The sequence below is a fragment of the Scleromatobacter humisilvae genome, from assembly GCF_023231945.1.
Lineage (GTDB): Bacteria > Pseudomonadota > Gammaproteobacteria > Burkholderiales > Burkholderiaceae_C > Scleromatobacter > Scleromatobacter humisilvae.
Genome location: NZ_JAJLJH010000014.1, coordinates 1 through 22,209 on the forward strand (window position 1 = coordinate 1; position 22,209 = coordinate 22,209).

21 protein-coding genes are annotated in these 22,209 nt (G+C 69.8%); 14 read left to right on the plus strand and 7 right to left on the minus strand.

From position 1 onward, the window contains the following. Positions 1–278 precede the first annotated feature (278 nt). Positions 279–1,373, plus strand: a complete 1,095-nt coding sequence (locus LPC04_RS26830) for a GGDEF domain-containing protein (RefSeq protein WP_275685402.1) — start codon at positions 279–281, stop codon at positions 1,371–1,373. Positions 1,374–1,376: 3 nt separating this feature from the next. On the opposite strand, the gene LPC04_RS26835 is transcribed toward LPC04_RS26830, so the two are convergent. From LPC04_RS26835 to hemP, 3 genes are all read right to left on the minus strand, one after another. Beyond that, positions 1,377–2,681, minus strand: coding sequence for an NRAMP family divalent metal transporter (locus LPC04_RS26835; RefSeq protein ID WP_275685403.1), 1,305 nt, complete (start codon positions 2,679–2,681; stop codon positions 1,377–1,379). A gap of 1 nt (position 2,682) precedes the next feature. Continuing rightward, positions 2,683–3,987: a carbohydrate porin gene (locus tag LPC04_RS26840; protein ID WP_275685404.1), complete on the minus strand. Its 1,305-nt coding sequence runs from the start codon at positions 3,985–3,987 to the stop codon at positions 2,683–2,685. A gap of 370 nt (positions 3,988–4,357) precedes the next feature. Beyond that, a complete protein-coding gene (gene hemP, locus LPC04_RS26845; RefSeq protein ID WP_275685405.1) occupies positions 4,358–4,570 on the minus strand; it encodes a hemin uptake protein HemP in 213 nt (70 codons plus the stop codon). 124 nt (positions 4,571–4,694) lie between these two features. Between hemP and LPC04_RS26850 the strand changes: the two genes are divergently transcribed. Beyond that, on the plus strand, positions 4,695–6,524 hold the full coding sequence (locus LPC04_RS26850) for an AsmA family protein (RefSeq protein ID WP_275685406.1): 1,830 nt from the start codon (positions 4,695–4,697) through the stop codon (positions 6,522–6,524). 3 nt (positions 6,525–6,527) lie between these two features. On the opposite strand, the gene LPC04_RS26855 is transcribed toward LPC04_RS26850, so the two are convergent. Then, positions 6,528–7,799 carry an MFS transporter gene (locus tag LPC04_RS26855; protein WP_275685407.1) on the minus strand — a complete coding sequence of 424 codons (1,272 nt, stop codon included), beginning with the start codon at positions 7,797–7,799 and terminating at the stop codon, positions 6,528–6,530. Between the two features lie 90 nt (positions 7,800–7,889). Here LPC04_RS26855 and LPC04_RS26860 point away from each other — a divergent pair, with 90 nt between their 5' ends. Then, positions 7,890–8,657, plus strand: coding sequence for a DeoR/GlpR family DNA-binding transcription regulator (locus tag LPC04_RS26860; RefSeq protein WP_275685408.1), 768 nt, complete (start codon positions 7,890–7,892; stop codon positions 8,655–8,657). Here LPC04_RS26860 and LPC04_RS26865 read toward each other — a convergent pair. Further along, on the minus strand, positions 8,654–8,959 hold the full coding sequence (locus LPC04_RS26865) for a UBP-type zinc finger domain-containing protein (RefSeq protein ID WP_275685409.1): 306 nt from the start codon (positions 8,957–8,959) through the stop codon (positions 8,654–8,656). The two genes, LPC04_RS26860 and LPC04_RS26865, sit on opposite strands and share 4 nt — an antisense overlap. A gap of 136 nt (positions 8,960–9,095) precedes the next feature. Between LPC04_RS26865 and LPC04_RS26870 the strand changes: the two genes are divergently transcribed. Further along, positions 9,096–10,133: a glycosyltransferase family 4 protein gene (locus LPC04_RS26870; RefSeq protein ID WP_275685410.1), complete on the plus strand. Its 1,038-nt coding sequence runs from the start codon at positions 9,096–9,098 to the stop codon at positions 10,131–10,133. A gap of 20 nt (positions 10,134–10,153) precedes the next feature. On the opposite strand, the gene LPC04_RS26875 is transcribed toward LPC04_RS26870, so the two are convergent. Next, complete coding sequence (locus tag LPC04_RS26875) at positions 10,154–11,047, minus strand: UDP-2,3-diacylglucosamine diphosphatase (protein WP_338055487.1); 894 nt, start codon at positions 11,045–11,047, stop codon at positions 10,154–10,156. Positions 11,048–11,189: 142 nt separating this feature from the next. Here LPC04_RS26875 and LPC04_RS26880 point away from each other — a divergent pair, with 142 nt between their 5' ends. The 4 genes from LPC04_RS26880 to LPC04_RS26895 all read left to right on the plus strand — a co-directional run bounded on the left by LPC04_RS26880 (position 11,190) and on the right by LPC04_RS26895 (position 14,510). Continuing rightward, complete coding sequence (locus tag LPC04_RS26880; protein WP_275685411.1) at positions 11,190–11,648, plus strand: heme-binding protein; 459 nt, start codon at positions 11,190–11,192, stop codon at positions 11,646–11,648. Between the two features lie 150 nt (positions 11,649–11,798). Further along, positions 11,799–12,626, plus strand: coding sequence for a transglutaminase family protein (locus LPC04_RS26885; protein ID WP_275685412.1), 828 nt, complete (start codon positions 11,799–11,801; stop codon positions 12,624–12,626). A gap of 87 nt (positions 12,627–12,713) precedes the next feature. Then, positions 12,714–13,517, plus strand: a complete 804-nt coding sequence (locus tag LPC04_RS26890) for a P-loop NTPase family protein (protein ID WP_275685413.1) — start codon at positions 12,714–12,716, stop codon at positions 13,515–13,517. Positions 13,518–13,655: 138 nt separating this feature from the next. Then, on the plus strand, positions 13,656–14,510 hold the full coding sequence (locus tag LPC04_RS26895) for a PEP-CTERM sorting domain-containing protein (RefSeq protein WP_275685414.1): 855 nt from the start codon (positions 13,656–13,658) through the stop codon (positions 14,508–14,510). A gap of 79 nt (positions 14,511–14,589) precedes the next feature. Here LPC04_RS26895 and LPC04_RS26900 read toward each other — a convergent pair whose 3' ends face one another. Next, on the minus strand, positions 14,590–15,714 hold the full coding sequence (locus tag LPC04_RS26900; RefSeq protein ID WP_275685415.1) for a porin: 1,125 nt from the start codon (positions 15,712–15,714) through the stop codon (positions 14,590–14,592). Positions 15,715–16,206: 492 nt separating this feature from the next. On the opposite strand from LPC04_RS26900, the gene LPC04_RS26905 reads away from it, so the two are divergent. The 6 genes from LPC04_RS26905 (at position 16,207) to rbsD (ending at position 22,209) form a co-directional block, all read left to right on the plus strand. Further along, entirely contained in the window at positions 16,207–17,157 is a 951-nt protein-coding gene (locus LPC04_RS26905; RefSeq protein WP_275685416.1) for a sugar ABC transporter substrate-binding protein, read from the plus strand. A gap of 8 nt (positions 17,158–17,165) precedes the next feature. Then, on the plus strand, positions 17,166–18,731 hold the full coding sequence (locus tag LPC04_RS26910; RefSeq protein ID WP_275685521.1) for a sugar ABC transporter ATP-binding protein: 1,566 nt from the start codon (positions 17,166–17,168) through the stop codon (positions 18,729–18,731). Continuing rightward, complete coding sequence (locus LPC04_RS26915; protein WP_275685417.1) at positions 18,728–19,705, plus strand: ABC transporter permease; 978 nt, start codon at positions 18,728–18,730, stop codon at positions 19,703–19,705. Before LPC04_RS26910 ends, LPC04_RS26915 begins: the two co-directional genes overlap by 4 nt. Before the next feature lie 85 nt (positions 19,706–19,790). After that, positions 19,791–20,840 carry a LacI family DNA-binding transcriptional regulator gene (locus LPC04_RS26920; protein WP_275685418.1) on the plus strand — a complete coding sequence of 350 codons (1,050 nt, stop codon included), beginning with the start codon at positions 19,791–19,793 and terminating at the stop codon, positions 20,838–20,840. A 44-nt stretch (positions 20,841–20,884) separates the two neighbouring features. Continuing rightward, positions 20,885–21,817: a ribokinase gene (rbsK, locus tag LPC04_RS26925; RefSeq protein WP_275685419.1), complete on the plus strand. Its 933-nt coding sequence runs from the start codon at positions 20,885–20,887 to the stop codon at positions 21,815–21,817. Further along, entirely contained in the window at positions 21,814–22,209 is a 396-nt protein-coding gene (gene rbsD / locus LPC04_RS26930; RefSeq protein ID WP_275685420.1) for a D-ribose pyranase, read from the plus strand. Before rbsK ends, rbsD begins: the two co-directional genes overlap by 4 nt.

Sequence of the window (22,209 nt, forward strand, 5' to 3'; positions counted from 1 at the left end):
GCTGTTCATCCGGGCTCCGGTTCTTGGCAGATTGGGTGTTTGGCGACTTCCAGTCTCTCAAACCCAACCCGGATGAACACCGGATACAACCTATTGAAGCATCACAACTAGGCCAGCAGCTCTCGCCGACAGGCGAGGCAGTAAGCGATTACTACAAGACGATCGTGCGGCGCGCTGTCGTCGCGCGGCCACGGGCGTTTCCGAGCAGAGGCAAGCGCAGGCGCATCCCGTATGCTCGCGCCGGGCCTTCTCTGCACCCGGGAGTGGCTTCCGCTCCCATGAACCCCAAGCAGCAACAGCTCCAGGCACAACGCATCAAGACGACCACCATGACGGTGGTGAGCTCGTTGCTGCAGTCCTTGCTGATCGGGCTATTCGCGTGGACGGGCTCCACGACCTGGCAGGTCGCGCTCGGCTTCTTCGTGCTGAGCGGCGGCAGCACCAGCTTGTTCCTGCTCGCGGTGCATCGCGGCTGGAACCTGCGCTTCCAGGATCGGTGGCTGCTGTGGGCGCAGCTGATGGCCAACTACGTCATCCAGCTGATCTTCATCGTCGCCGCGCCGAAGCTATGGATGATCTTCCTGGCCTCCAGCCTGGTCTCGTTCAACTACGCGATGCTGGGCTTCACGTCGCGCCAGTTCCACTGGACGTGGCTGGGCTTCGGCGCCAGCACGGCGCTCGCGCTGTGGATCGGCCGCGACCGCTTCGGGTATCCGGAGCTGAACAACGTCAACGTCGTGCTGCTGTGGCTGTTCTTCTTCCTGGCCGTGCGCCGGCTGGCGCTGATCGGCATGCAGTTCAGCACGCTGCGGGCCGAGCTGTCGCAGCGCAACAAGCAACTGACGCTGTCGCTCGCGCGCATCCAGGAACTCGCGAGCCATGACGACCTGACCGGCGCGTTCAACCGGCGCCACTTCATGGAGCTGCTGCTGGACGAGCGCGAACGCTCGCACCGCACGCGGCAGCCCTATTCCGTCGCGCTGTTCGACCTCGACCACTTCAAGACGATCAACGACCGCTTCGGCCACGGCGGGGGCGACGCCGTGCTGCGCGACTTCTGCACGCTGGTGCAGGCCCACATGCGCGTGACCGACCGCTTCGCGCGCTGGGGCGGCGAGGAGTTCGTGCTGCTGATGCCGGTGACGACGCCCGTCGAGAGCGCGTCGCTGGCCGTCGAGCGCATCCGCAGCGCGGTGGCCTCGCACGACTGGAGCTGCACGTCCGGGCTGCCGTCCGACCTGCGCGTGACCGTGTCGGCCGGCGTGGCCACGTGCGTCCCCGGCGAGTCGGTGGAGGCGCTGGTGGCGCGCGCCGACGCGGCGCTTTATCAGGCCAAGGACGCCGGCCGCAATTGCTTCGTCATGGCGTCGTGACCCTCAGCTGCCGCCGAAGCTGGTGATGAACAGGCCGGCGACGGCCACGCCCATCACCGCCGTCGCGGCCCAGCCGAAGAAGCGGTGGCGCGGGCTGATCGTGAAGATGCCCATCAGCCGCTTCGACTGGCCGATCCACATCATCACGACCATGATGGGCACCGAGATCACGCCGTTGACGATCGCGCTCCACACCAGCGCCTTGATCGGATCGACCTCGACGGTGCTCATCAGGGTGCCGATGACCGTCGCCGCGATGATGATCACGTAGAAGCCGCGCGCCTCGTGGAAGCCGCGCGACAGCCCGGCCTTCCAGCCGAAGGCCTCGCTGACCGCATAGGCCGCCGAGCCGGCCAGCACCGGCACCGCGAGCAGCCCGGTGCCGATGATGCCGAGAGCGAAGATCGCGAACGCGAACTCGCCGGCCACCGGCCGCAGCGCCTCGGCCGCCTGGGACGAGGTCTGGATGTTCGTGACGCCGTGCATGTTGAGCGTGACGGCCGTCGCGATCACGATGCACAGCGCGATCACGTTGGAGAAGATCATGCCGAACGACGTGTCCTGCTTGATGCGCGACAAGTGCTCCGCCGCGTATTCGAGGTTGTCGCGCAGCTTCGCGGCCTCGGGCCGGCGCGCGTTGTCCTCGACCTCCTGCGACGCCTGCCAGAAGAACAGGTACGGGCTGATGGTCGTGCCCAGCACCGCGACCACCATGGCCGCGTAGTCGTTCATCGACGTGCCCGGCGGGATGAAGCGCCACGGCGTGAGGCCTTCGAGCGCCACCTGGCGCCACGGCACCGACACCGACAGGATCACCGCGACGTAGGCGAACAGCCCCAACGTCAGCCACTTGAGCACGCGCACCGTGCGCTCGTACGAGAACGTCACCTGGCAGACGATGGACAGCACGCCGAAGCCGACCACGTAGAGCGCCTGGTGGCCGCCCGCGAGCAGGCGCACGCCCTCGCCCATCGCGCCGATGTCGGCGGCGATGTTGATGGTGTTGGCCACGACGAGCAGGCTCACGAGCAGGAACGTGAGCCAGCGCGGGCACATCTTGGCGATGTTGGCGCCCAGCCCCTCGCCGGTGACCCAGCCGATGCGCGCCGACAGCATCTGGATGCCGATCATCAGCGGCGTCGTCAGCAGCAGCGTCCAGACGAGGCCGAAGCGGAACTGCGAGCCGATCTGCGAGTAGGTGGCGATGCCGCTCGGATCGTCGTCCGCGGCGCCGGTGATGAGGCCGGGCCCCAGCCGCCTGGCAAGGACGTTGATCTGGTCGTTGACGTTGTTGAACTTGCCGTTCATCTCACACCTCCCAGTGCAGTCGCAGCGCGTAGAACGACGCCGGGCCGCGGTCCTTGTTGTAGCCGGGATTGGCGACGCGCTGGACGTCGGCGGTCAGCGTGAAGCCGGCGCCGAGCTCGGCGCTGTAGTAGGCCTCGGCCATGCGCTCGTGGCCGTAGCGCAGCGTGCCGTCGCCGAGGAAGGAGGTCAGCCCGCCGCGTTCGAGGTAGACGCGATGTACCGTGGAGATCGCGTCCTCGCCGACGGCGAGTCCGACCACGTCCTTGTCGCGCGACCAGCGTGCGCCCTTGAGCGACAGGCCCGCCGTGACCGACGCGTCGGACTCGGTGAACGCGTAGGTCTCGGTCTTGCCGTCGGCCTTCATCGCGCGCACGAACAGGACCAGGTCGCTCGCGACCTGCTGTTCGGCATCGATGCCGATGCCCGTCTTGACGTGGTCGCCGGCGCGCACCGCGTTCAGGCTCGGGGCCTCGCCGATCGGCGCCGCGGCCAGCGCGTCCTCGTAGGTGGACATGCGCGCGCGGCTGCGGAACGCGAGCACGCGCACCGCGCCCGCGTACGCGCCCAGCGCGTGCGTGTGCACGAGCTCGATCTGGTCGCCGTAGTGGCGCAGCAGGTCGTTGTCCAGCGGCAGGCCGTTGGGCAGCTTCGGTTCGGCGAAGCGACCGGCGCGCAGCGTCCACGGGCCGTCGTCGTAGTCGAGCGCGAGGCCGTTGGTGTAGCCGCGCGCGTCGGCCGGGTAGTCGTAGGCGCCGTAGGTCATCAGCGCCCAGTTCATGAACTGGGTGCGCGGGTCGTGTGCATGGCTGCTCGCGTCGAACAGGTCCAGCACCGAGACGTTGCCCGCCGTCACGACGAGGCGGCGCGACTGGTAGGTCGACTTCAGCTGGTTGGCGTCGCTGTCGACCGCGACGTCGTCGCCGCCGAGCTCGAACGTGTGGCGCACGAACAGCCGCGCGCGATAGAGCTTCAGGTTCGCGCCCGAGGTCTTGGCAAGCTCGCCGTTCGGAAACGCGGCCAGGCCGCCGAGGCCCGACAACGGCACGCCCTGCACGGCCTCGGGGTCGACGTAGACCTCGGTGTCGTTGCCGAGACGCGCACCCAGCGACGCGGTGGCCGTGAGCGAATAGCTGGCGCCGCGCTCGCCGCGCAGGCTGTGCGGCCCTTCGTAGGGCGAGTGGAACGCCGGCTGGACCTGGCGAATGTAGGTGGACTGAAAATGCGCGTTCCAGGATTCCTGGTCCTGCGCGAGCGCGGGCGCGGGCAGCAGCAGGGCCGCCAGCAGGAGCGTGTAGAAGAATTGCATGCGGAACTCCTCCGGGCGTCGTCGCGACGCGTGCGGATGGACGCTCGAGGCGTCGGTTCGGGAGATCCGGAAAGAAGCGCTGCGGGCCGGAAGGCCCCGATAACGTGCTTGCTTGCCGGGCGTGAGACAGGTGAGGTGCCTTCTCCGCCCGCTGTGGCAAGCCGTGGTGTCAGGCTCGCGCTCTGGACGACGAAGGCACGAGACTAGGATGCGAGTCCATGGCCTTGTGCGGGTCGTTGAAGAAGCGCGGATTATCGGCAGCGTCGCGACATGGGGTCAAGCGACTTTGTCCCCACGAAGCACGATGGCCGCCGGCCGACGGCTTGACCTCGGACTCGCGTCAGGCGCCGTTCAGGCCGGCGCGCTCGATTCACTTCGTCAGGATCAACTTGCCGAGCGACGTGCGGCGCAGGCGGTAGATCGCGTCGCCGTGCTGGATCTCGATCTCGCCCAGGCCGGCGAACAGCTGTTCGCTGGTGAGCTGGCGGCGCGCGACTTCGCGGCGCACCGGCGCCTCGGCCAGCGGCGCGAGGACGGGCGGGACGGCGGCGGCCGCAGGCGTCGGGTCGAGATGGGTCGGCATGTCGGGTCTCTCCTCTTCGAGGGTGGCTGGCGGTAGATCGTTGCCTCCACTTTAATGCGAATGATTCCCATTAGCAAGCAGACGATCGACGGCACGCTGCGTGCTCTGCCGCGGAATGAGACTCGTGCCCGGATCGACGCCCACGCCCGCCCGCCCGCCGCGCCGCTTTCGAGCGCTGCGCATCGCGCTCGTCGTGCTGCTCGCGCTGGTCGCGCTGTGCTGGGCGTTCGACTGGAACTGGTGCCGGCCGTTGATCCGGCACTTCGTGATGTCGCGCTCGGGGCGCAGCTTCGAGTTCGACGACATGAAGGTGCACTTCCGCGACGGCCTCGACCCGACGATCGAGTTCCGCGGCCTGACGATCCAGAACGCGCCGTGGGCCGCGTCCAAGGCGCCGTTCATCCATGCCGGACATCTCGCGGCGACGATCTCGTGGCGCAGCATCGGCTCCGACCTGGTCATCATTCCGTTGATCCAGCTCGACGACGCCCAGGTCGACATGGAACGCCTGGCCGACGGCCTGCGCAACTGGCGCATCACGCGGCCCGACGACCGCGGGCCGCCGCGCGTGCGCGTGCTGGCGCTGGACGCGCGCAACAGCCGCCTGCACACGATCCATCGCGGCCTGGATCTCGAGCTCGATGCCGGCATCGCGCCACTGCCCGCCTCCGAGCCGTTCGAAGGACACGCGGACCTGCCGCTGACCAAGTCGCTGTCGTTCAAGGGCCGCTTCCGCGACGACGAGTTCGAAGGCTCGGCCCACGTCAGCGATGTTCTGGCCTTCGGTGCGACCTCGCGAACGTTCACGTTCAAGGCCCAGGCCACCTCCGGCGCGCTGCTGCTGGCCGCCTCCGGCCTCAGCAACGACGTGCATGCGCTGGGCGACTTCGACTGCGACATCAGGGTCACGGCGATGGGCACCGGCCCCACGAAGCCCTTGCCCGAGGCGCTGGCGCGCTGGCGCCCGCTGGCCGCGCGAGGGCACCTCGAGAAGAGCGGCGATCGCTGGACGGGCTCGGACGTTCGCATCCGCGCGGGGCGACACACGACCGCGATCGCCGACGGCACCTTCGTCGGCAACTTCAAGAACGAGGCGCCGCGCCGCACGCTGAAGGCGACGCTGCGCGACGCCGTCTTCGATCTCGACGACCTCGCCGCCGCACGCGCCAAGCCGTCTTCCGACGACCACCTGCTGTCGACGCAGCCGCTGCCGCTGGAGCGGCTGCGCGACATCGACGCCGACATCGACTTGCGCCCGGTCCGCATCACCGGCACGGCAGGCGGCCTGGTGCAGGGCGTGCGCACGCGTGCGACGCTCGCCAATGGCGTGCTGAAGCTGCAGGCACTCGATGCGACCGTCGCCGACGGCCACGTCGTCGGCGCGCTGCAGGTCGACGCTTCGCATTCGCCCGCCGATCTCTCGCTCGACATGAACGCGCGTGGGCTGCACGTCGAGCAGTTGTCGACGACGCTCGCCGCCAACGGCGCGCTGGCGGGCGCGATCGACGGACACGCGGTCCTGAAATCGCGCGGCGACTCGACTCGCGCGCTCGTCGCCGCGGCCAACGGCAACGTCACGCTCTCGCTGGCCGACGGTGCGACCGTGTCCAGGCGCGTCGACGCCAAGCTGGGCCTGAACGGCGGCGAGTGGCTGCGCACGCTGTTCGACAAGTCGGCCCGCGTGCCCGTGCAATGCGCCACGGTGACGCTGGCGCTCGCGCACGGCATCGCCACGCCGCGCCGCTTCGTCTTCGAGACGCCCGACACCGCGCTGGCGGTGCGCGGCTCGCTGGACATCGTCAACGAGACCATCGACGCGACGCTCACGCCGGCGCACAAGAAGCTCGCGCTGCTGGCACTCGACAAGTCCGTCCACGCCGAGGGCGCGTGGCATGGCGTCAAGTTCGCGCTGGTGCCCGCGAGCGGCGATCCGCCCGAGCGCTGCCCGCGCTGATGCCTACGTCGCGGAAGGACGCGCGACCGCGCCCTTGCCATCGGCCCGTGCGGGCTCGCCCAGCAGAGGCACGAGCGCGACGATGGCCGCGACGAGCAGCACGAGCAGACCCAGCGCCCAGGTCAGCGTCGTGGCCTGCGCCAGCCAGCCGATGACGGGCGGCCCGAGCAGCAGGCCGGAGTAGCCGAAGCCGGACAGCAACGCGACGGCGCGCGCGGCCGACGCCTCGCCCGCCGTGCCGCCGGCGGCCGCATCCGCGCGCCGCCCGGCCGCGGCGAACGCGGTCGGCACGACCGTCGCCATGCCCAGGCCCAGCAGCACGAAGGCGATCATCGCGGTGTCGACGCGCGCCAGCAGCAGTGCGCCACCCAGCGCGAGCGCGCCGAGTGCCGTCAGCAGGCGCAAAACGCGCACCGTGCCGAAGACCTCCAGCACGCGGTCGCCGACCATGCGCATCGTCGTCATCGCGCCCGCGAAGATGGCGTAGCCGAGCGCGGCGCGCGACTCGCTGGCCGAGGCCTTGTCGTGCAGCCAGACGGCGCTCCAGTCGGCCAGCGCGCCCTCGGAGAGGAAGGCGCAGAAGCAGATCACGCCCAGGCCCAGCAGCACGCGGTCGACGCGCCGACCCTGCTGCCTGAAGCTCATCGACGGCCGCATCGGCATCGTGGCCGAACGCGCCGGCAGGCGAGCGCGCAGCAGCAGCATCCACGCCAGCAGCAGCGCGCCCGCCAGCACGACGGCGGCGCCCGCGAGATGCAGCAACGGTCGCAGGCCCGCATGCGCGGCCAGACTGCCGGCGCCGGCGCCCACCAGCCCGCCCGCGCTCCACGCGCCGTGCAACGACGACATGATGGGACGCGGCACGCGCGCCTGCACGTCGACGGCCAGCACGTTCATCGCGACCTGCATCGTGCCGAGCGCCGCGCCGACCTCGAGCATCACGAGCACCAGCGACGGCAGGATGCCGATCAGGAACGGCATCGGCAGCATCAGCAGCAGCGCGACGCCGGCCAGCAGCGCGAGCTGCCGCGCGCCCAGCAGCTGCGCGCCCTTGCCAGCGAGCGGGAACGACAGCAGCACGCCGCACGACATCGCGAACAGAACGCTGCCGAGCGCGCCCTCGCTCAGGCCCAGGCCGGCGCGCAGCGCGGGGATGCGCGAGACCCAGGACGCGAAGGCCGCGCCGTTGACGAAGAAGATCAGGCCGACGCCCCAGCGCGCGCGGGCGATCGTCGACGACGACGGTGAAAGCAGGGGCGCGGCGGATTCGTCCATGCTCGAATACTAGCGTCGATTTCCCCACAGTCAAGCACTATCGAGCACTTTCGAGCACATAAGATTGGCAACGACGCCTACAATGCGCGCATGAACACCGACTCTCAATCGCTGCGATTTACCGCCGAACGCCAGCGCCGCATCGAGGAGATGCTGCGCGAACAAGGGCGCGTGGAAGTGCTCGAACTTGCTCGACTGCTGCAGGTTTCCGAGCACACCGTCCGGCGCGACCTGCTCGCGCTGCAGGGCCAGGGCCTGCTGCAGCGGACCCACGGCGGCGCGGTGACGCTGGACACCCAGCGCCTCGGCCTGGGCGCGCGCGCCGCGGTGCTGGCCGACGCGAAGGCCGCAGTGGGCCGCGCCGCGGCGGCGCTCGTCGAGCCCGGCCAGACGGTGGTGCTCGACGCCGGCTCGACGCCGCTGGCGATGGCGCGCGCGCTGACCGTGCGGCCGTTGACGGTGATCACGAGCTCGCTGGACGTCGCCGCCCTGTTTGCCGGCGACCCGCAGGTGCAGATCGCGCTGACCGGCGGCACCTGGCAGCATGAGAACCGCGCGTTGTGGGGGCCGGCGGCCGTCGCGATGCTCGCGAACTGCCGCGCCGACTGGGCCGTGCCGGGCGCCTGCGCGATCGACGCGCAGCTGGGCGTCAGCGCGCCCGACGAGGCGGACGCGGCGCTCAAGCGCGCGATGATCGCCTGCGCCCGCCGCACGCTGATCCTCGGCGACCGCTCCAAGCTGGGCAACGCCGCGCCCTTCCACGTCGCGCAGTGGTCGCAGGTGCATGCGCTGCTGATCGACGAGCCGTGGGCCGAGGGCGAGGCGGCGGGGCTGCCGATCGTGGTCGCGCCAGGCTAGTAGAACTTCGGGATCGGCCCGACCTGTGGCGTCTGGTCGGGCAGCTCGATCATCAGCTTGTCCACGAAGCACCAGCCCCAGCCTTCGGGCGGGTCGTAGCCTTCGATGACCGGATGCTGCGTGGCGTGGAAGTGCTTCGTGGCGTGGCGGTTGGGCGAATCGTCGCAGCAGCCCACGTGGCCGCAGACGCGGCACAACCGCAGGTGCACCCATTCGTCGCCGGTCTTCAGGCATTCCTCGCAGCCGAGCGCGCTCGGCGTGACGGTGGCGATCAGGTGCAGGTGCGTGCAGTGCTTGCTCATGGGCGGCCTCGAAGTTCACGACGTCGGATCGATCCATTCTGCATGCGACGCGCCGGGCGTGCCACGCCACGGGCTTGTCACCGTCGATTCACGCGGCTGACTTACGCTGCCCAGGTCGAAGCGGAAGACTGCCTGCATGAAGATTCTCATCGTCACGGACGCCTGGACGCCGCAGATCAACGGCGTCGTGCGCACGATCCAGATGACGGTACGCGAGCTGCAGGCGCTGGGGCACGAGGTCGAGATCCTGTCGCCCGACCTGTTCCGCTCGATCCCCTGCCCCGGCTACGCCGAGATCCGTCTCGCGCTGGTGAGCCGCCGCACGATCGCGCGCCGCATGCTCGCGATGGGGCCCGATGCGCTGCACCTGGCCACCGAGGGCCCGCTCGGACTGCACGCGCGCTCGATCGCGCTCGAACACGGCTGGCCGTTCACGACGGCGTATCACACGCGCTTCCCCGAATACCTGCGCGCGCGGCTCCCGATCCCGCTGTCGATGACCTACCGCTTCCTGCGCCGCTTCCACGATTCCGGCACGGCCACGCTGGCGGCGACACCGGCGATCGTCGACGACCTGCGCGCGCACGGCTTCGCGGCCCCGCGCGTGTGGTCGCGCGGCGTCGACACCGCGCTGTTCAGGCCCGACGGCCCGCGCGAGCCGCGCGGCGACGGGCCCGTCTTCCTGCACGTGGGCCGCATCGCCGTCGAGAAGCAGGTCGACGAGTTCCTCAAGCTCGACCTGCCCGGCGAGAAGTGGGTCGTCGGCGACGGCCCCGAGCGGGCGCGCCTGCAGGCCGCGTATCCCGGGGCGCGCTGGTTCGGCGCGCTGCAGGGCGAGTCGCTGGCGCGCGTGTTCCGCAGTGCCGACGTGAAGGTGTTCACCAGCGTCACCGACACCTTCGGCCTCGTGCTGGTCGAGGCGATGGCCAGCGGCACGCCGGTGGCGGCATTCCCGGTGGCCGGGCCGATCGACGTCGTCGGCGGCTCCGCGGGCGGCGTGCTCGACGCCGACCTTCGCCGTGCCTGCCTGGCGGCGCTCGAGCTGTCGCGCGAAGGCGCTCGCGCGCATGCGATGACGTTCAGCTGGGCCGCGGCCACGCGCCAGTTTCTCGACGCGCTGCCGCTGATCCGCCGCGGCGAGATCGCCGGACACCTCCGGCACGCGGCGCCCTGAAGCGCGCCGCGAAGGCGGCCTCAGCTGCCGGCCAGGACCTCGGACAGCACCGCCAGCTCCGGTTCGCGCACGCCGGGCCTCATGGCCTCTTCGTCGGGCAGGACGGGCTTGCCGTGCTCGTGGCGCGACGACCAGTCGAGGATCTCGAGCCTGCCGTCCGGATGCTCGACCAGCGCCGTCAGGCTCTCCACCCAGTCGCCGTCGTTGCAGTAGAGGATGCCGTCGATGTCGCGCATCTCGGCGTGATGGATGTGGCCGCAGACGACGCCGTCGGCGCCGCGCTTGCGCGCTTCCTTGGCCACCGCGACCTCGAACTCGCCGATGTAGCTGACCGCGCGCTTGACCTTGTGCTTGAGGTACTTCGACAGGCTCCAGTACGGCAGGCCCATGCGCGCGCGCATCGAATTGAAGTGCTTGTTGAGCTTGAGGATGAACGTGTACAGCGAGTCGCCGACGTAGGCGAGCCACTTGGCGCACTGGATCACGCCGTCGAACAGGTCGCCGTGGGTGATCCACAGGCGGCGTCCGTCGGCCGTCACGTGCATCCATTCGCTGACGACCTCGACGCCGCCGAACTCGTGCTCGACGTACTTGCGCGCGAACTCGTCGTGGTTGCCCGGCACGAAGACCACGCGCGTGCCCTTGCGCGCCTTGCGCAGCAGCTTCTGGATGACGTCGTTGTGCGCCTGCGGCCAGTACCACGAGCGGCGCAGCTGCCAGCCGTCGATGATGTCGCCGACGAGGAACAGCTCGTCGCAGTCGACTTGCTTGAGGAAGTCCAGCAGCGCGACGGCCTGGCAGCCGGGCGTGCCCAGGTGGAGATCGGAGATCCAGACCGTGCGCACGCGCATCGTCGCGCCATCGCGCGGCCGGTAGTCGTCGGTCTGGGCGAAGGGGTGGGTGGCTCGATCCATGGCTCGCCATCGTGCGCGGGCCGCATGATGCCGCGACGACAGGCCCGTGACGATTTCGTGACTCGGCGCCGCACATCCCACGTTTCTGGCGCGAACCTTGCGTCGCTGGTGTACAACTCGGGGCTTCGCCGGAGAACCTTTCATGAAGCACAAGCCAGTCCTGACCCGCGACGACGTCGCGCGCATCCTCGAGCATTCGCGCGCCGAGGCCGTGACCAACCAGTGGGCCGTGACGATCGCCATCGTCGACGACGGCGGCCATCCGCTTGCCCTCGAGCGACTCGACGGTGCGGCGCCGGTGTCGGCCTACATCGCCACCGAGAAGGCCCGCACCGCGGCGATGGGGCGGCGGCCGTCGGCCTCGTACGAGGAGATGATCAACGGCGGACGCACGTCGTTCCTGTCGGCACCGCTGACGGCGATGCTCGAAGGCGGCGTGCCCATCGTCGTCGATGGCCACGTGGTGGGCGCGGTGGGCGTGTCCGGCGTCAAGTCCAACCAGGACGCCCAGGTCGCCAGCGCCGGCATCGCCAGCCTGTCGTCGACGACCCCGTCCGACCTCGGCGAACGCCCCTCGTTCACGCAGGCGCCTCGCCCCTGAGTGCAATGTGCGCACCGTCCTGAAGCGCCTGTAAGCGACGACTGACGCTGGTTCGCGCCAGCTGCCGACTGACGGGCGAACGCCGAACGGCGACCATGTCTGCACACCGGCCGTGACGTGACTGCCGTGAACCCAGGACGGCAGCACACCATGCTCATCAACATCGGCTTCGACATCGAACTCACCATCAGCAGCCCCATGGCGCTGATCTACCTGCTGCACGTGCACCCGTCGCGCCAGGACGACCTGCAGACGCCGGAGAACTTCCGCGTCTCGCCGCCGGTGGAGGTCGAGGACTACATCGACTACTTCGGCAACCACTGCGGCCGCATCAACGTGCCCGCCGGCATCGAGTCGGTGCGCTTCACCAACGACGCCGTCGTCGCCGACTCCGGCCTGCCCGACCCCGTCGCCTGGGACGCCTGGCAGCACGACCCCTGCGAGCTGCCGGTCAGCACGCTGCAGTTCCTGCTCGCAAGCCGCTATTGCGAGGTCGACAGCGAGCTGATGCAGTTCGCCTGGAATCAGTTCGGCAACGCGCCGATGGGCTGGGGACGCGTGCAGGCGATCTGCGACTTCGTCCACAACCACCTGAAGTTCGACTACCAGGCTGCCCGCGCGACGCGCACCGCGCTCGAGGGATTTCGCGAGAGGACCGGCGTCTGCCGCGACTTCACGCACCTGGCGATCACGCTGTGCCGCTGCATGAACATCCCGGCGCGCTACTGCACCGGCTATCTCGGCGACATCGGCATCCCGCCGGTGCCCTATCCGATGGACTTCAGCGCCTGGTTCGAGGTCTTCCTCGGCGACCGCTGGCACACCTTCGACGCGCGCCACAACACGCCGCGCATCGGCCGCATCGTCATGGCGCGCGGCCGGGACGCCAGCGACGTGCCGATCACGATGGCCTTCGGCCAGAACACGCTCAAGCGCTTCGAGGTGACGACCTTCGAGGCTGCGCGCGCCTTCGCCTGAGCTTCGCCCGCCGCGAAGCCCCCTGGGCGCGCTGCGGTTGTCGCCCGCCCCGTGCGCCGCGTGCGTACACTGGCCCGAACCCACCTGATGCCACGCTCGCGCGCGGCCGGCCGCACCGTGAGCACCAACGATTCGTTCGATTCCGTTCCCGTCCTCACGCAGGCCGTGGAGGTCGCCGACGTGCCCGAGGCCCCGGCCTCGCGGATCCACCTGATCGGCGGCGAGAAAGGCGGCGTCGGCAAGTCCGTCGTCGCGCGGCTGCTGGCCCAGCACTTCATCGACCACAACCTCGCGTTCACCGGCTTCGACACCGACCGCTCGCACGGCGCGCTGATGCGCTTCTACAAGGACTACGCGTCGCCGGTGCTGGTCGACCGCTTCGAGGCGCTGGACGCGATCGTCGAGAGCGCGATCGAGCATCCGGGCCAGCGCGTGCTGGTGGATCTCGCCGCGCAGACGCACGACCCGCTGGTGCGCTGGATGGACGATTCGGGCGTGCTGGAGCTGGCCGCCGAGTCCGGCGTGCAGATCCACTACTGGCACGTGATGGACGCCGGCCGCGACTCCGTCGACCTGCTCGAGCGCCTGATCGACCGCTTCGAGGACAGGCTGCAGTACGTGCTCGTGCTCAACGAGCTGCGCGGCGACGACTTCGGCAACCTCGAGCGCTCGGGCCAGTTCGAACGCGCCAAGGCACTCGGCGCGCGCGTCGTCCGCCTGCGCCACCTGCAGGATGCGGTGCTGCGCAAGATCGACGCCGCCGACAGCAGCTTCTGGGCCGCGCGCACCATGGCCAGCAACGAGGGCCCGAAGCTCGGCCTGCTGGAGCGCCAGCGACTGAAGATGTGGCTGGCGCACGCCTCCGCACAGATCGCGGCCGCGGACGTCTGACCCGCAAGCCCGGCACCGCAGCGCCGGAGCTAGGGATTTGTGCCGCGCCGACTCTCGGCGACAACCGCTTCGTCCGAACCCGACCCGAGAGGCCCAGGTACCCCTGCCGGTACGGGCATCCGGCAACCAGGAGGAATCATGCGAATCGGTTTGATCAGGTGTTCATTGGCGCTGCTGCTTCTCGATGCGCACGCGCTTGCGCATTCGCAGTCCGTGCTGCTCAGCGGCTTCGAGAGCGGGCTGGCCGGCTGGAACACGCTCGGCGACGTGTCGGTGCAGACCGCCGCGGTGGGCCTGGCGCCCACGCAGGGCACCGGCTTCGCGTTCGTCACGACACTGGGCAGCGGGGAGATTCCGTACTCGGGCACGCCCAGCCCCAACGACAGCGCCACGCGCGAGTTCCTCGGACTGCCCGGCGGCATTCCGCAGTTCATGGCGCAGATGCCCGCGGTCGATCCGGTCGGCCCGGGCGGCGCCATCCTCGAGCCGCCCATCGTCGGCGAAGGCGGCGCAATGACCTACCGTTTCTACGCGTCGCAGTCCGGCGCGATCGCGTTCGACTGGGACCGGATCGGCAGGGACGCCGACAGCGCCTTCCTGTCGCTCTGGTCGGACGACGGCTCGATCCGCACGAACGACTGGATCTACTACGCCGGCTCGTTCACCGGGACCTTCGCGCCCAGCGGCGTCGATCTCTGCCCGCACCAGACCAACACCAGCTGCGCCGACCCGTCGCAGGTCGCGTTCTACGACGCCGAGACGGGTTGGTCGCAGATGTCGGTGGACGTCCCGCAGGCCGGCTGGTACACGATCGGCTTCGGCGTCGGCGAGATCGCCGAAGGCACGGCGCCGACCGTGCTGGCCCTCGACAACCTGACGTTCACGCCATCGCCCGTGCCCGAGCCGGCAAGCGCGACGCTCATGCTCCTGGGCATCGCGGCGGCGGCGGCCGCGCGTTCGGCGCGCCGGCAGGTGTCCGGCACACGGGCATGAAAAAGCCCGCCGCGGCCTGAGCCGGGGCGGGCAAAGTGCTCTCGGCGGCCTGCCCGAGCAGGCCGCCTCTTCTTGTTGCTTAGAACGCGTGGCGCACGCCCAGGACGAACTCGTTGACCGAGCGATCGGTCGTGGTCGTCAGGCCGGCCGGCGTCGCGCCGCCGATGCGGCCCACGAACTTGCCGTCGGCGCTGGCGTCGTTGTCGAAGCGCGTGAGCGAGGTGTACAGGTTCGTGCGCTTGGAGAAGTCGTACTCGTAGCCCACGCCGAAGGCGTTGGTCTTGCCCAGGCCCGTGTTGTTGTGGTTCGGGTTGTTCTGCACCCATTGCGTGCGCACGACGTTCTGGCCGAACTTGTAGTCGCCGCCGAGCCAGAAGCCGTGGCCGTCCTGGTCCGCCGGGCGCTTGTCGTTGGCCGACAGGTAGCCGCCTTCGACCTTGAACGCGCCGATCGTGTAGGCCGCGCTGGCGGTGATGATGCCGACGTCGGTGCGCGAGTTCAGCACGTTGGTGCCGTTCTGGGCCTTGTCGGAGACGTACGAGACGTAGGCATCCACGCCGTAGTTGGTGTAGCGCAGCGAGTAGTCGAACAGGCGCGTGCTGGTCGTGCCGCCGGTGACTTCGCCGGCACCGTACAGGAAGCTGGCCTTCAGGCCTTCGAACGTCGGTGTCGTGTAGCGGAACGAGTTGTTCACGCGGGCCGGGCTGCCGTTCAGTTCCGAACCGGTGGCCGTCGACGTCGTCGTGTTGTTGGCGCTGCCGCGGATCGGCTCGTAGCCGCCGGCCCAGCCGCCGATGACGGCGGTCGTGGCGCCGACACTCACGTTGCTGAATTCGCTGAAGTCGCCGGTCTGGAAGTAGATGCTGCTGTACTGGCGGCCCGCGCTGGCGGTACCGAACGGCGTGCGCAGGGCGCCGAAGGCCTGGCGGCCGAACAAGGCGCCGCCCTGGGCGGAGCCGCCGGTGTCGACGTTCAGGCCGCCTTCGAGCACGAAGTCGGTGTAGTAGCCGGAACCGAGGTCTTCGGTGCCCTTGAAGCCAATGCGGCTGCCGGACTGGCCGCCGGAGGTGACCAGCACGTCCTTCGTGTGGCCCGACAGGTACTGGCCGTCGAGGTCGATGATGCCGTAGATGGTGACGCTGGACTGGGCGAAGGCGGCCGGAGCGGCCAGGGCGAGGGCGATTGCGCCGAGGGTGAATTTCATAGTGTTCTTTCGAAAATTGGGGTGAGAGAGGGTAAACCCGGGCTCGGCCGGTATTTGAACTCGATCTGCCGGGTCGGCTGGAGGCTCGACCGTTCTGAATTCTGTAACAGTTCGACGAATTCAGTGGGAGTTCGGTCCCATCAAGACGGCACTAAGCTTATGAATTTATTGAGCTTTTGCGTCGTTTTGCGAGTACCCGCATGGTGCAGGCCCCGTGTGACACCCAATTGACAATCGTTGGTTTTTGACGTCGTTCTGTAGCTCGAGCACAACGAAAAAACGCACTCCCTGAGGGCGCCAGGGTCAACTTTGTGCACCGCTTTTCAGCGTAAACCCTGGTTCCGGGCCCTTGTCAGGTGCGCAACGGTCGACGTAAAGTGCGCGCAATCGTTTGCGCAAACGTTTGCGTGACGAGTTCAACGGGCCTTTCCGGCCTCACAAACACGGCTGCAACCACGCCGGCGCGGCCTTCACAACTCTGGAGACAAGACCATGATCCGTACGACCCGTCGCCTGGCCCTGCACGCCCTCGCGGGCGCCGCCGCCCTCGCGCTGCTGCCGCAGTTCGCTCTCGCCGCCGACGCCAAGCCGCGCGTCGCGCTGGTGATGAAGTCGCTCGCCAACGAGTTCTTCCAGACGATGCAGGACGGCGCCAAGGCCGACCAGAAGGCGCGTTCGGGCGAGTACACGCTGATCTCCAACGGCATCAAGGACGAGACCGACACCGCCGCGCAGATCAAGATCGTCCAGCAGATGCTGGTCGAGCACGTCGACGCGATCGTCATCGCGCCGGCCGATTCGAAGGCGCTGGTGCCGGTGCTGGCCGAGGCCGCGGCCAAGGGCGTCATCGTCGTCAACATCGACAACAAGCTCGACGCCGACGCGCTGAAGGAAAAGAACCTGGTCGTGCCGTTCGTCGGCCCGGACAACCGCAAGGGCGCCAAGCTGGCCGGCGACTACCTCGGCAAGCAGCTGAAGTCAGGCGACAAGGTCGGCATCCTGGAAGGCGTGTCCACGACCTTCAACGCGCAGCAGCGCACCGCCGGCTTCACCGACGCGATGAAGGCGGTCGGCGCCAACATCGTCAGCGTGCAGTCGGGCCAGTGGGAGATGGACAAGGCCAACGCCGTCGCCGCCGCGATGCTGCGCGAGCACCCGGACCTGCGCGCCCTGCTGGCCGGCAACGACAACATGGCGCTCGGCGCCGTCGCCGCGATCAAGAGCGCGGGCAAGACGGGCAAGGTGCTGGTCGTTGGCTACGACAACATCTCCGCGCTCAAGCCGATGCTGGCCGACGGCCGCGTGCTCGCCACCGTCGACCAGTTCGGCGCCAAGCAGGCCGTGTTCGGCATCGACACCGCGCTGAAGGCGATCAAGGAGAAGAAGGCGCAGAAGGACCTGTCGCCGGTCGTCGAGACGCAGGTCACGCTGATCACCAAGTGACGGCTTCGATGTCGCCGGGCCCGGGCAACCTGGGCGCCGCGCCGCTGCCCGTGCTGCTGCAGGGCCGCGGCATCGGCAAGACCTACGCCACGCCGGTGCTCGCCGGCGTGGACTTCGAGCTGCGCGCGGGCGAGGTGCTCGCGCTCACCGGCGAGAACGGCGCGGGCAAGAGCACGCTGTCCAAGATCGTCGCCGGGCTCGTGCAGCCGACGGACGGCACGTTGACGCTGGCAGGCGCACCCTTTGCGCCCGCCTCGCGCAAGGAGGCCGAGAAGCTCGGCGTGCGCATGGTGATGCAGGAGCTGAGCCTCGTGCCCACGCTCAGCGTCGCCGAGAACCTGCTGCTCGGACGCCTGCCCCATCGCCTTGGCTTCATCCGCGGCGACGCTCTGAACGAAGCGGCCGCCAGGCAGATGGCGCTGATCGGCCTGCAGGACATCGACCCGCGCCTGCCCGTCAGCGCGCTGGGCGTCGGCTACCAGCAGATGGTGGAGATCGCGCGCAGCCTGGTCGGCGAATGCCGGCTGCTGATCCTCGACGAGCCCACCGCCACCCTCACCTCGCGCGAGATCGCGCACCTGTTCAAGCAGATCGAGCTGCTGAAGGCGCGCGGCGTGGCGATCGTCTACATCTCGCACCGGCTCGACGAGCTGCAGCAGGTGGCCGACCGCGTGATGGTGCTGCGCGACGGCCGCCACATCGACACGCGGCCCATGCGCGAGCTGACGCAGGCCGACATCGTGCGCCGCATGGTCGGCCGCGACGTGCACGAAGGCCTGGACCGCGACGTGCGCCCGCGCGGGCGGCGCGCGCTCGCGGTGCGCGGCCTCGCGCGCGGCAGCGTCGTGCGCGACGTCTCGTTCGAGCTCTTCAACGGCGAGGTGCTGGGCCTGGCCGGACTCGTCGGCTCGGGCCGCACCGAGCTGCTGCGCCTGATCGACGGCGCCGATCGCAAGGACGCCGGCGAGGTGCTGCTGGGCGACTCGGCCACGCCCGCGAAGATCGCGTCGCCGGTGCAGGCCGTGCGCGCGGGCATCGGCTTCGTCACCGAGGATCGCAAGTCGCAGGGCCTGCTGCTGCCGCAGTCGATCCGCGTCAACGCGACGCTGGCCAACCTCGGCGCGGTGTCGCGCGGGGGCTGGCTGCAGCGCGACGTCGAGCGCGACGAGGTCGACCGCCTGCGCGACTTGCTGCGCGTGCGCAGCGACTCGATCGAGCAACCGGTCGACCAGCTCTCGGGCGGCAACCAGCAGAAGGTCGTGTTCGCGCGCTGGCTGCACCGCGACTGCGACGTGCTGCTGCTGGACGAACCCACGCGCGGCGTCGACATCGGCGCCCGCGCCGACATCTACGCGCAGATCGACAAGATGGCCGCAGCCGGCAAGGCGCTGCTGATGGTGTCGTCGGACCTGCGCGAGCTGATGTCCCAGTGCGACCGCATAGGCGTGATGAGTGCCGGCAGGCTCGTGCGCATCTTCGAGCGCGGCGAGTGGACCGAGCAACTGCTGCTGGAGGCCGCGTTCAGCGCCTACAGCGCCGCCGAGAAATCGGCTCCCCAAGAACAACTCGCATGACCTCGTCCAAACCCCTCACGACGCGCGCGGCGCTCACCAGTGCCGTCGGCACCGTCGCCGGCCTGCTGGTGGCGCTCGCGCTGATGGTCGGCTTCTTCAGCTGGCAGAGCGAATACTTCTTCACCGCCGACACCTTCATCACGATCGCCAACGACATCCCCGCCGTCGCCGTCACCGCCGTGGGCATGACCTTCGTGCTGATCATCGCGGGCATCGACCTCTCGGTGGGCTCGACGATGGCGCTGGCCGCCGCCGTGGCCGGCATCGCGATGCTGCAGTGGCACTGGTCGCTGCTGCCCGCGACCTTCCTGGCGATGGGCGTCGGCGTGGTCGTGGGCGCCATCAACGGCGCGATCTCGGTGGCCTGGCGGCTGCCGTCGTTCATCGTCACGCTGGGCATGCTGGAGATGGCGCGCGGCGCGGCCTACCTGGCGACGGACTCGCGCACGCAATACATCGGCGGCAAGATCGACTGGCTCGGCAAGCCCATCGTCCTCGGCCTGTCGCCGCAGTTCTTCATCGCCATCGTGATCGTCGTGGTCGCGCAGATCGTGCTGACGCGCACCGTGTTCGGCCGCAGCCTGATCGGCATCGGCACCAACGAGGAGGCGATGCGGCTGGCGGGCGTCGATCCGCGGCCGCTGAAGGTCATCGTGTTCGCGCTCGCCGGGCTACTCGCGGGGCTCGGCGGCGTGTTCCTGTCCTCGCGCCTGGAGGCCGCCGACCCGAACGCGGGCACCGGCGCCGAGCTCGTCGTGATCGCGTCGGTGGTCATCGGCGGCACCAGCCTGATGGGCGGACGCGGCTCGGTGGCGAGCACCTTCTTCGGCGTGCTGGTGATCTCGGTACTGGAAGCCGGTCTCGCGCAGATCGGCGCCAGCGAGCCGACGAAACGCATCATCACGGGCTTCGTGATCATCATCGCGGTCGTGCTCGACACCTTGCGCGAACGCCGGAAGAAGCGCGGATCATGATGGCCCCCTCGCTCCTCCCGTCGCTGCCCCCCGAGGGGGAGCTCGGTTCGGCTCGGATGGTGATCCTCGCTTCCCGAGGTTTCCGATGACGAACACGAGCCCCCGCGGCCACGCCGCCTCGCCCACCGGGCGCGCCAGCATCCGCGACGTCGCGGCGCGCGCGGGCGTGTCCGTCACGACCGTGTCGCACACGCTCAACGGAACGCGCTTCGTCAGCGACGCGGCCAAGGCCAAGGTGCACGAGGCCGCGCACGCGCTCGGCTACGTGCCCAGCGAGGTCGCGCGCGGGCTCAAGCACAACACCACGCGCACGCTGGGCATGCTGGTGCCCAACAACTCGAACCCGTACTTCGCCGAGATCATCCGCGGCGTCGAGCACCACTGCTACGGCGCCGGCTACAGCCTGCTGCTGTGCAACTCGAACGACGACCCCCAGCAGCAGGCCGACCACCTGCGCGTGCTCGCCGAGCGACGCGTCGACGGCATCGTGCTGGTGGCGTCGGGCGACGACGACGCCATCGTCGCCGCCTGCAAGGACCTGCGGCTGCCGCTGGTGCTGGTCGACCGCGAGATAGACTCGATCGCCGTCGACCTGATCGAGGTCGACCACGCGGCCGGCGGCGAGCTGGCGACGTCGCACCTGCTGTCGCTGGGCCACGCGCGCGTGGCCTGCATCGTCGGCCCGGCGGACCTGCGGCCGAGCCAGCAGCGCGAGGCCGGCTGGCGGCGCGCGCTCGAGCGCGCGGGCATCACGCCACGCGCGGACGAACTCGTGCACGGCGACTTCAGCCCCGAGAGCGGCGCCGCCGCGATGCGCCGCCTGCTGCAGTCGGCGCAGCCGCCGTCGGCCGTGTTCGTCTGCAACGACATGATGGCCATCGGCGCGCTGCACGCGGCGCACGAGGCCGGCATCGACGTGCCGCGCCAGCTGTCGGTCGTCGGCTTCGACGACATCGAGCTGGCCGCCTACACGTCGCCGCCGCTGACGACGGTCGCGCAGCCCAAGGAAGCCATCGGCACCGGCGCCGCCGGCCTGCTGCTGGAGCGCCTGCGCGAAGGCCGCACCGAACCGCGGCGCTCGATTCTCCAACCCGAACTCCACCGGCGCGCGACCACCGCCCGCCCGCAAGCCTGAAGTGCCATGATGAACGATCCCGAGCTCAATCCGAGGGCCAGCACATGACCGCCTCCATCGTCGTTGTCGGCAGTCTCAACATGGACCTGGTGATGCGCATGTCGCGCGCGCCGATCGGCGGCGAGACCGTGCCGGGTCTCGATTTCGCGATGCTGCCCGGCGGCAAGGGCGCCAACCAGGCCGTGGCCTGCGCGCGCATGGGCGCCAACGTGATCATGGTCGGCCGCGTGGGCATCGACCCGAACGGGGACGTGCTCAAGGCCGGCCTGGCCGCCGACGGCGTCGACGCGCGCGAGGTCAAGGGCCTGGCGTCGACGCACACCGGCGTCGCGTCGATCTGGGTCGAGGACGACGGCCAGAACCGCATCGTGCTCGCGCCCGGCGCCAACGGGCTGCTCGACCCGGCGAGCGTCGCGCGCGCCAACACGATGATCGACATGGCCGGCATGCTGATCCTGCAGCTCGAGGTGCCGATCCCCGCGGTGCAGGCGGCCATCGACCGCGCGTTCGCCGCCCACGTGCCCGTGCTGCTCAACCCCGCACCGGCCGCGCCGCTGCCGGACGAGATGTGGAAGAAGATCGACATCCTCGTGCTCAACGAGAGCGAGGCGACCGCGTACGCGAGCCTCGACGTCGTCGACCCCAACTCCGCGGCCGAGGCCGGCGCCCAGTTGCGCGCGCGCGGCCCCGACCGCGTGCTCGTGACGCTGGGGGCGCAGGGCGTGGTCGTCGTCGACGGCGGCGGCGCGCGCCACTTCCCGGCGAAGAAGGTCAAGGCCGTCGACACCACCGCCGCCGGCGACACCTTCATCGGCGCGCTCGCGGCCGCGCTGTGCGAGGGCCAGTCGCTGGACGACGCCGTCGCGCTGGGCCAGGCCGCCAGCGCGCTGTGCGTCACGCGGCGCGGCGCGCAGACCTCGATCCCCTACCGCCGCCAGCTCGCGACGACGGCGGTGTCCGCGGACGACCACTCATGAAACGCACGACGCTGCTGCATGCCGAGCTGTCCGAGGTCATCGCGCGCCTCGGGCATGGCGACCTGCTGGTGATCGGCGACGCCGGCCTGCCGATCCCCGACGGCCCGCGCCGCATCGACCTGGCGGTCAGCGCCAACGTGCCGCGCTTCCATGACGTGCTCGCGGCCGTGCTGGCCGAGATGCAGGTCGAGAGCGCGCTGATCGCCGACGAGCTCGCGTCGGCCAGCGCCGGCGTGCACGCGGAGCTGATGCGCCAGCTCGGACGCACGCCCGTCGCGTGCGTCTCGCACGAGCAGTTCAAGGCCATGACGCGCAACGCGCGCGCGGTCGTGCGCACGGGCGAGTTCTCGCCGTACGCCAACGTGATCCTGCGCGCGGGCGTGGTGTTCTGA

Bases quoted from the DNA above. Each gene is read 5' to 3' on its own strand.
- LPC04_RS26905 (WP_275685416.1), top strand. From the start codon at position 16,207: ATGATCCGTACGACCCGTCGCCTGGCCCTGCACGCCCTCGCGGGCGCC.
- LPC04_RS26890 (WP_275685413.1), top strand. From the start codon at position 12,714: ATGCCACGCTCGCGCGCGGCCGGCCGCACCGTGAGCACCAACGATTCG.
- LPC04_RS26885 (WP_275685412.1), top strand. From the start codon at position 11,799: ATGCTCATCAACATCGGCTTCGACATCGAACTCACCATCAGCAGCCCC.
- LPC04_RS26865 (WP_275685409.1), bottom strand. From the start codon at position 8,959: ATGAGCAAGCACTGCACGCACCTGCACCTGATCGCCACCGTCACGCCG.
- LPC04_RS26880 (WP_275685411.1), top strand. From the start codon at position 11,190: ATGAAGCACAAGCCAGTCCTGACCCGCGACGACGTCGCGCGCATCCTC.
- hemP (WP_275685405.1), bottom strand. From the start codon at position 4,570: ATGCCGACCCATCTCGACCCGACGCCTGCGGCCGCCGCCGTCCCGCCC.
- LPC04_RS26895 (WP_275685414.1), top strand. From the start codon at position 13,656: ATGCGAATCGGTTTGATCAGGTGTTCATTGGCGCTGCTGCTTCTCGAT.
- LPC04_RS26835 (WP_275685403.1), bottom strand. From the start codon at position 2,681: ATGAACGGCAAGTTCAACAACGTCAACGACCAGATCAACGTCCTTGCC.
- LPC04_RS26900 (WP_275685415.1), bottom strand. From the start codon at position 15,714: ATGAAATTCACCCTCGGCGCAATCGCCCTCGCCCTGGCCGCTCCGGCC.
- rbsK (WP_275685419.1), top strand. From the start codon at position 20,885: ATGACCGCCTCCATCGTCGTTGTCGGCAGTCTCAACATGGACCTGGTG.
- LPC04_RS26910 (WP_275685521.1), top strand. From the start codon at position 17,166: ATGTCGCCGGGCCCGGGCAACCTGGGCGCCGCGCCGCTGCCCGTGCTG.
- LPC04_RS26860 (WP_275685408.1), top strand. From the start codon at position 7,890: ATGAACACCGACTCTCAATCGCTGCGATTTACCGCCGAACGCCAGCGC.
- LPC04_RS26840 (WP_275685404.1), bottom strand. From the start codon at position 3,987: ATGCAATTCTTCTACACGCTCCTGCTGGCGGCCCTGCTGCTGCCCGCG.
- LPC04_RS26875 (WP_338055487.1), bottom strand. From the start codon at position 11,047: ATGGATCGAGCCACCCACCCCTTCGCCCAGACCGACGACTACCGGCCG.
- LPC04_RS26855 (WP_275685407.1), bottom strand. From the start codon at position 7,799: ATGGACGAATCCGCCGCGCCCCTGCTTTCACCGTCGTCGTCGACGATC.
- LPC04_RS26830 (WP_275685402.1), top strand. From the start codon at position 279: ATGAACCCCAAGCAGCAACAGCTCCAGGCACAACGCATCAAGACGACC.
- LPC04_RS26870 (WP_275685410.1), top strand. From the start codon at position 9,096: ATGAAGATTCTCATCGTCACGGACGCCTGGACGCCGCAGATCAACGGC.
- LPC04_RS26915 (WP_275685417.1), top strand. From the start codon at position 18,728: ATGACCTCGTCCAAACCCCTCACGACGCGCGCGGCGCTCACCAGTGCC.
- rbsD (WP_275685420.1), top strand. From the start codon at position 21,814: ATGAAACGCACGACGCTGCTGCATGCCGAGCTGTCCGAGGTCATCGCG.
- LPC04_RS26920 (WP_275685418.1), top strand. From the start codon at position 19,791: ATGACGAACACGAGCCCCCGCGGCCACGCCGCCTCGCCCACCGGGCGC.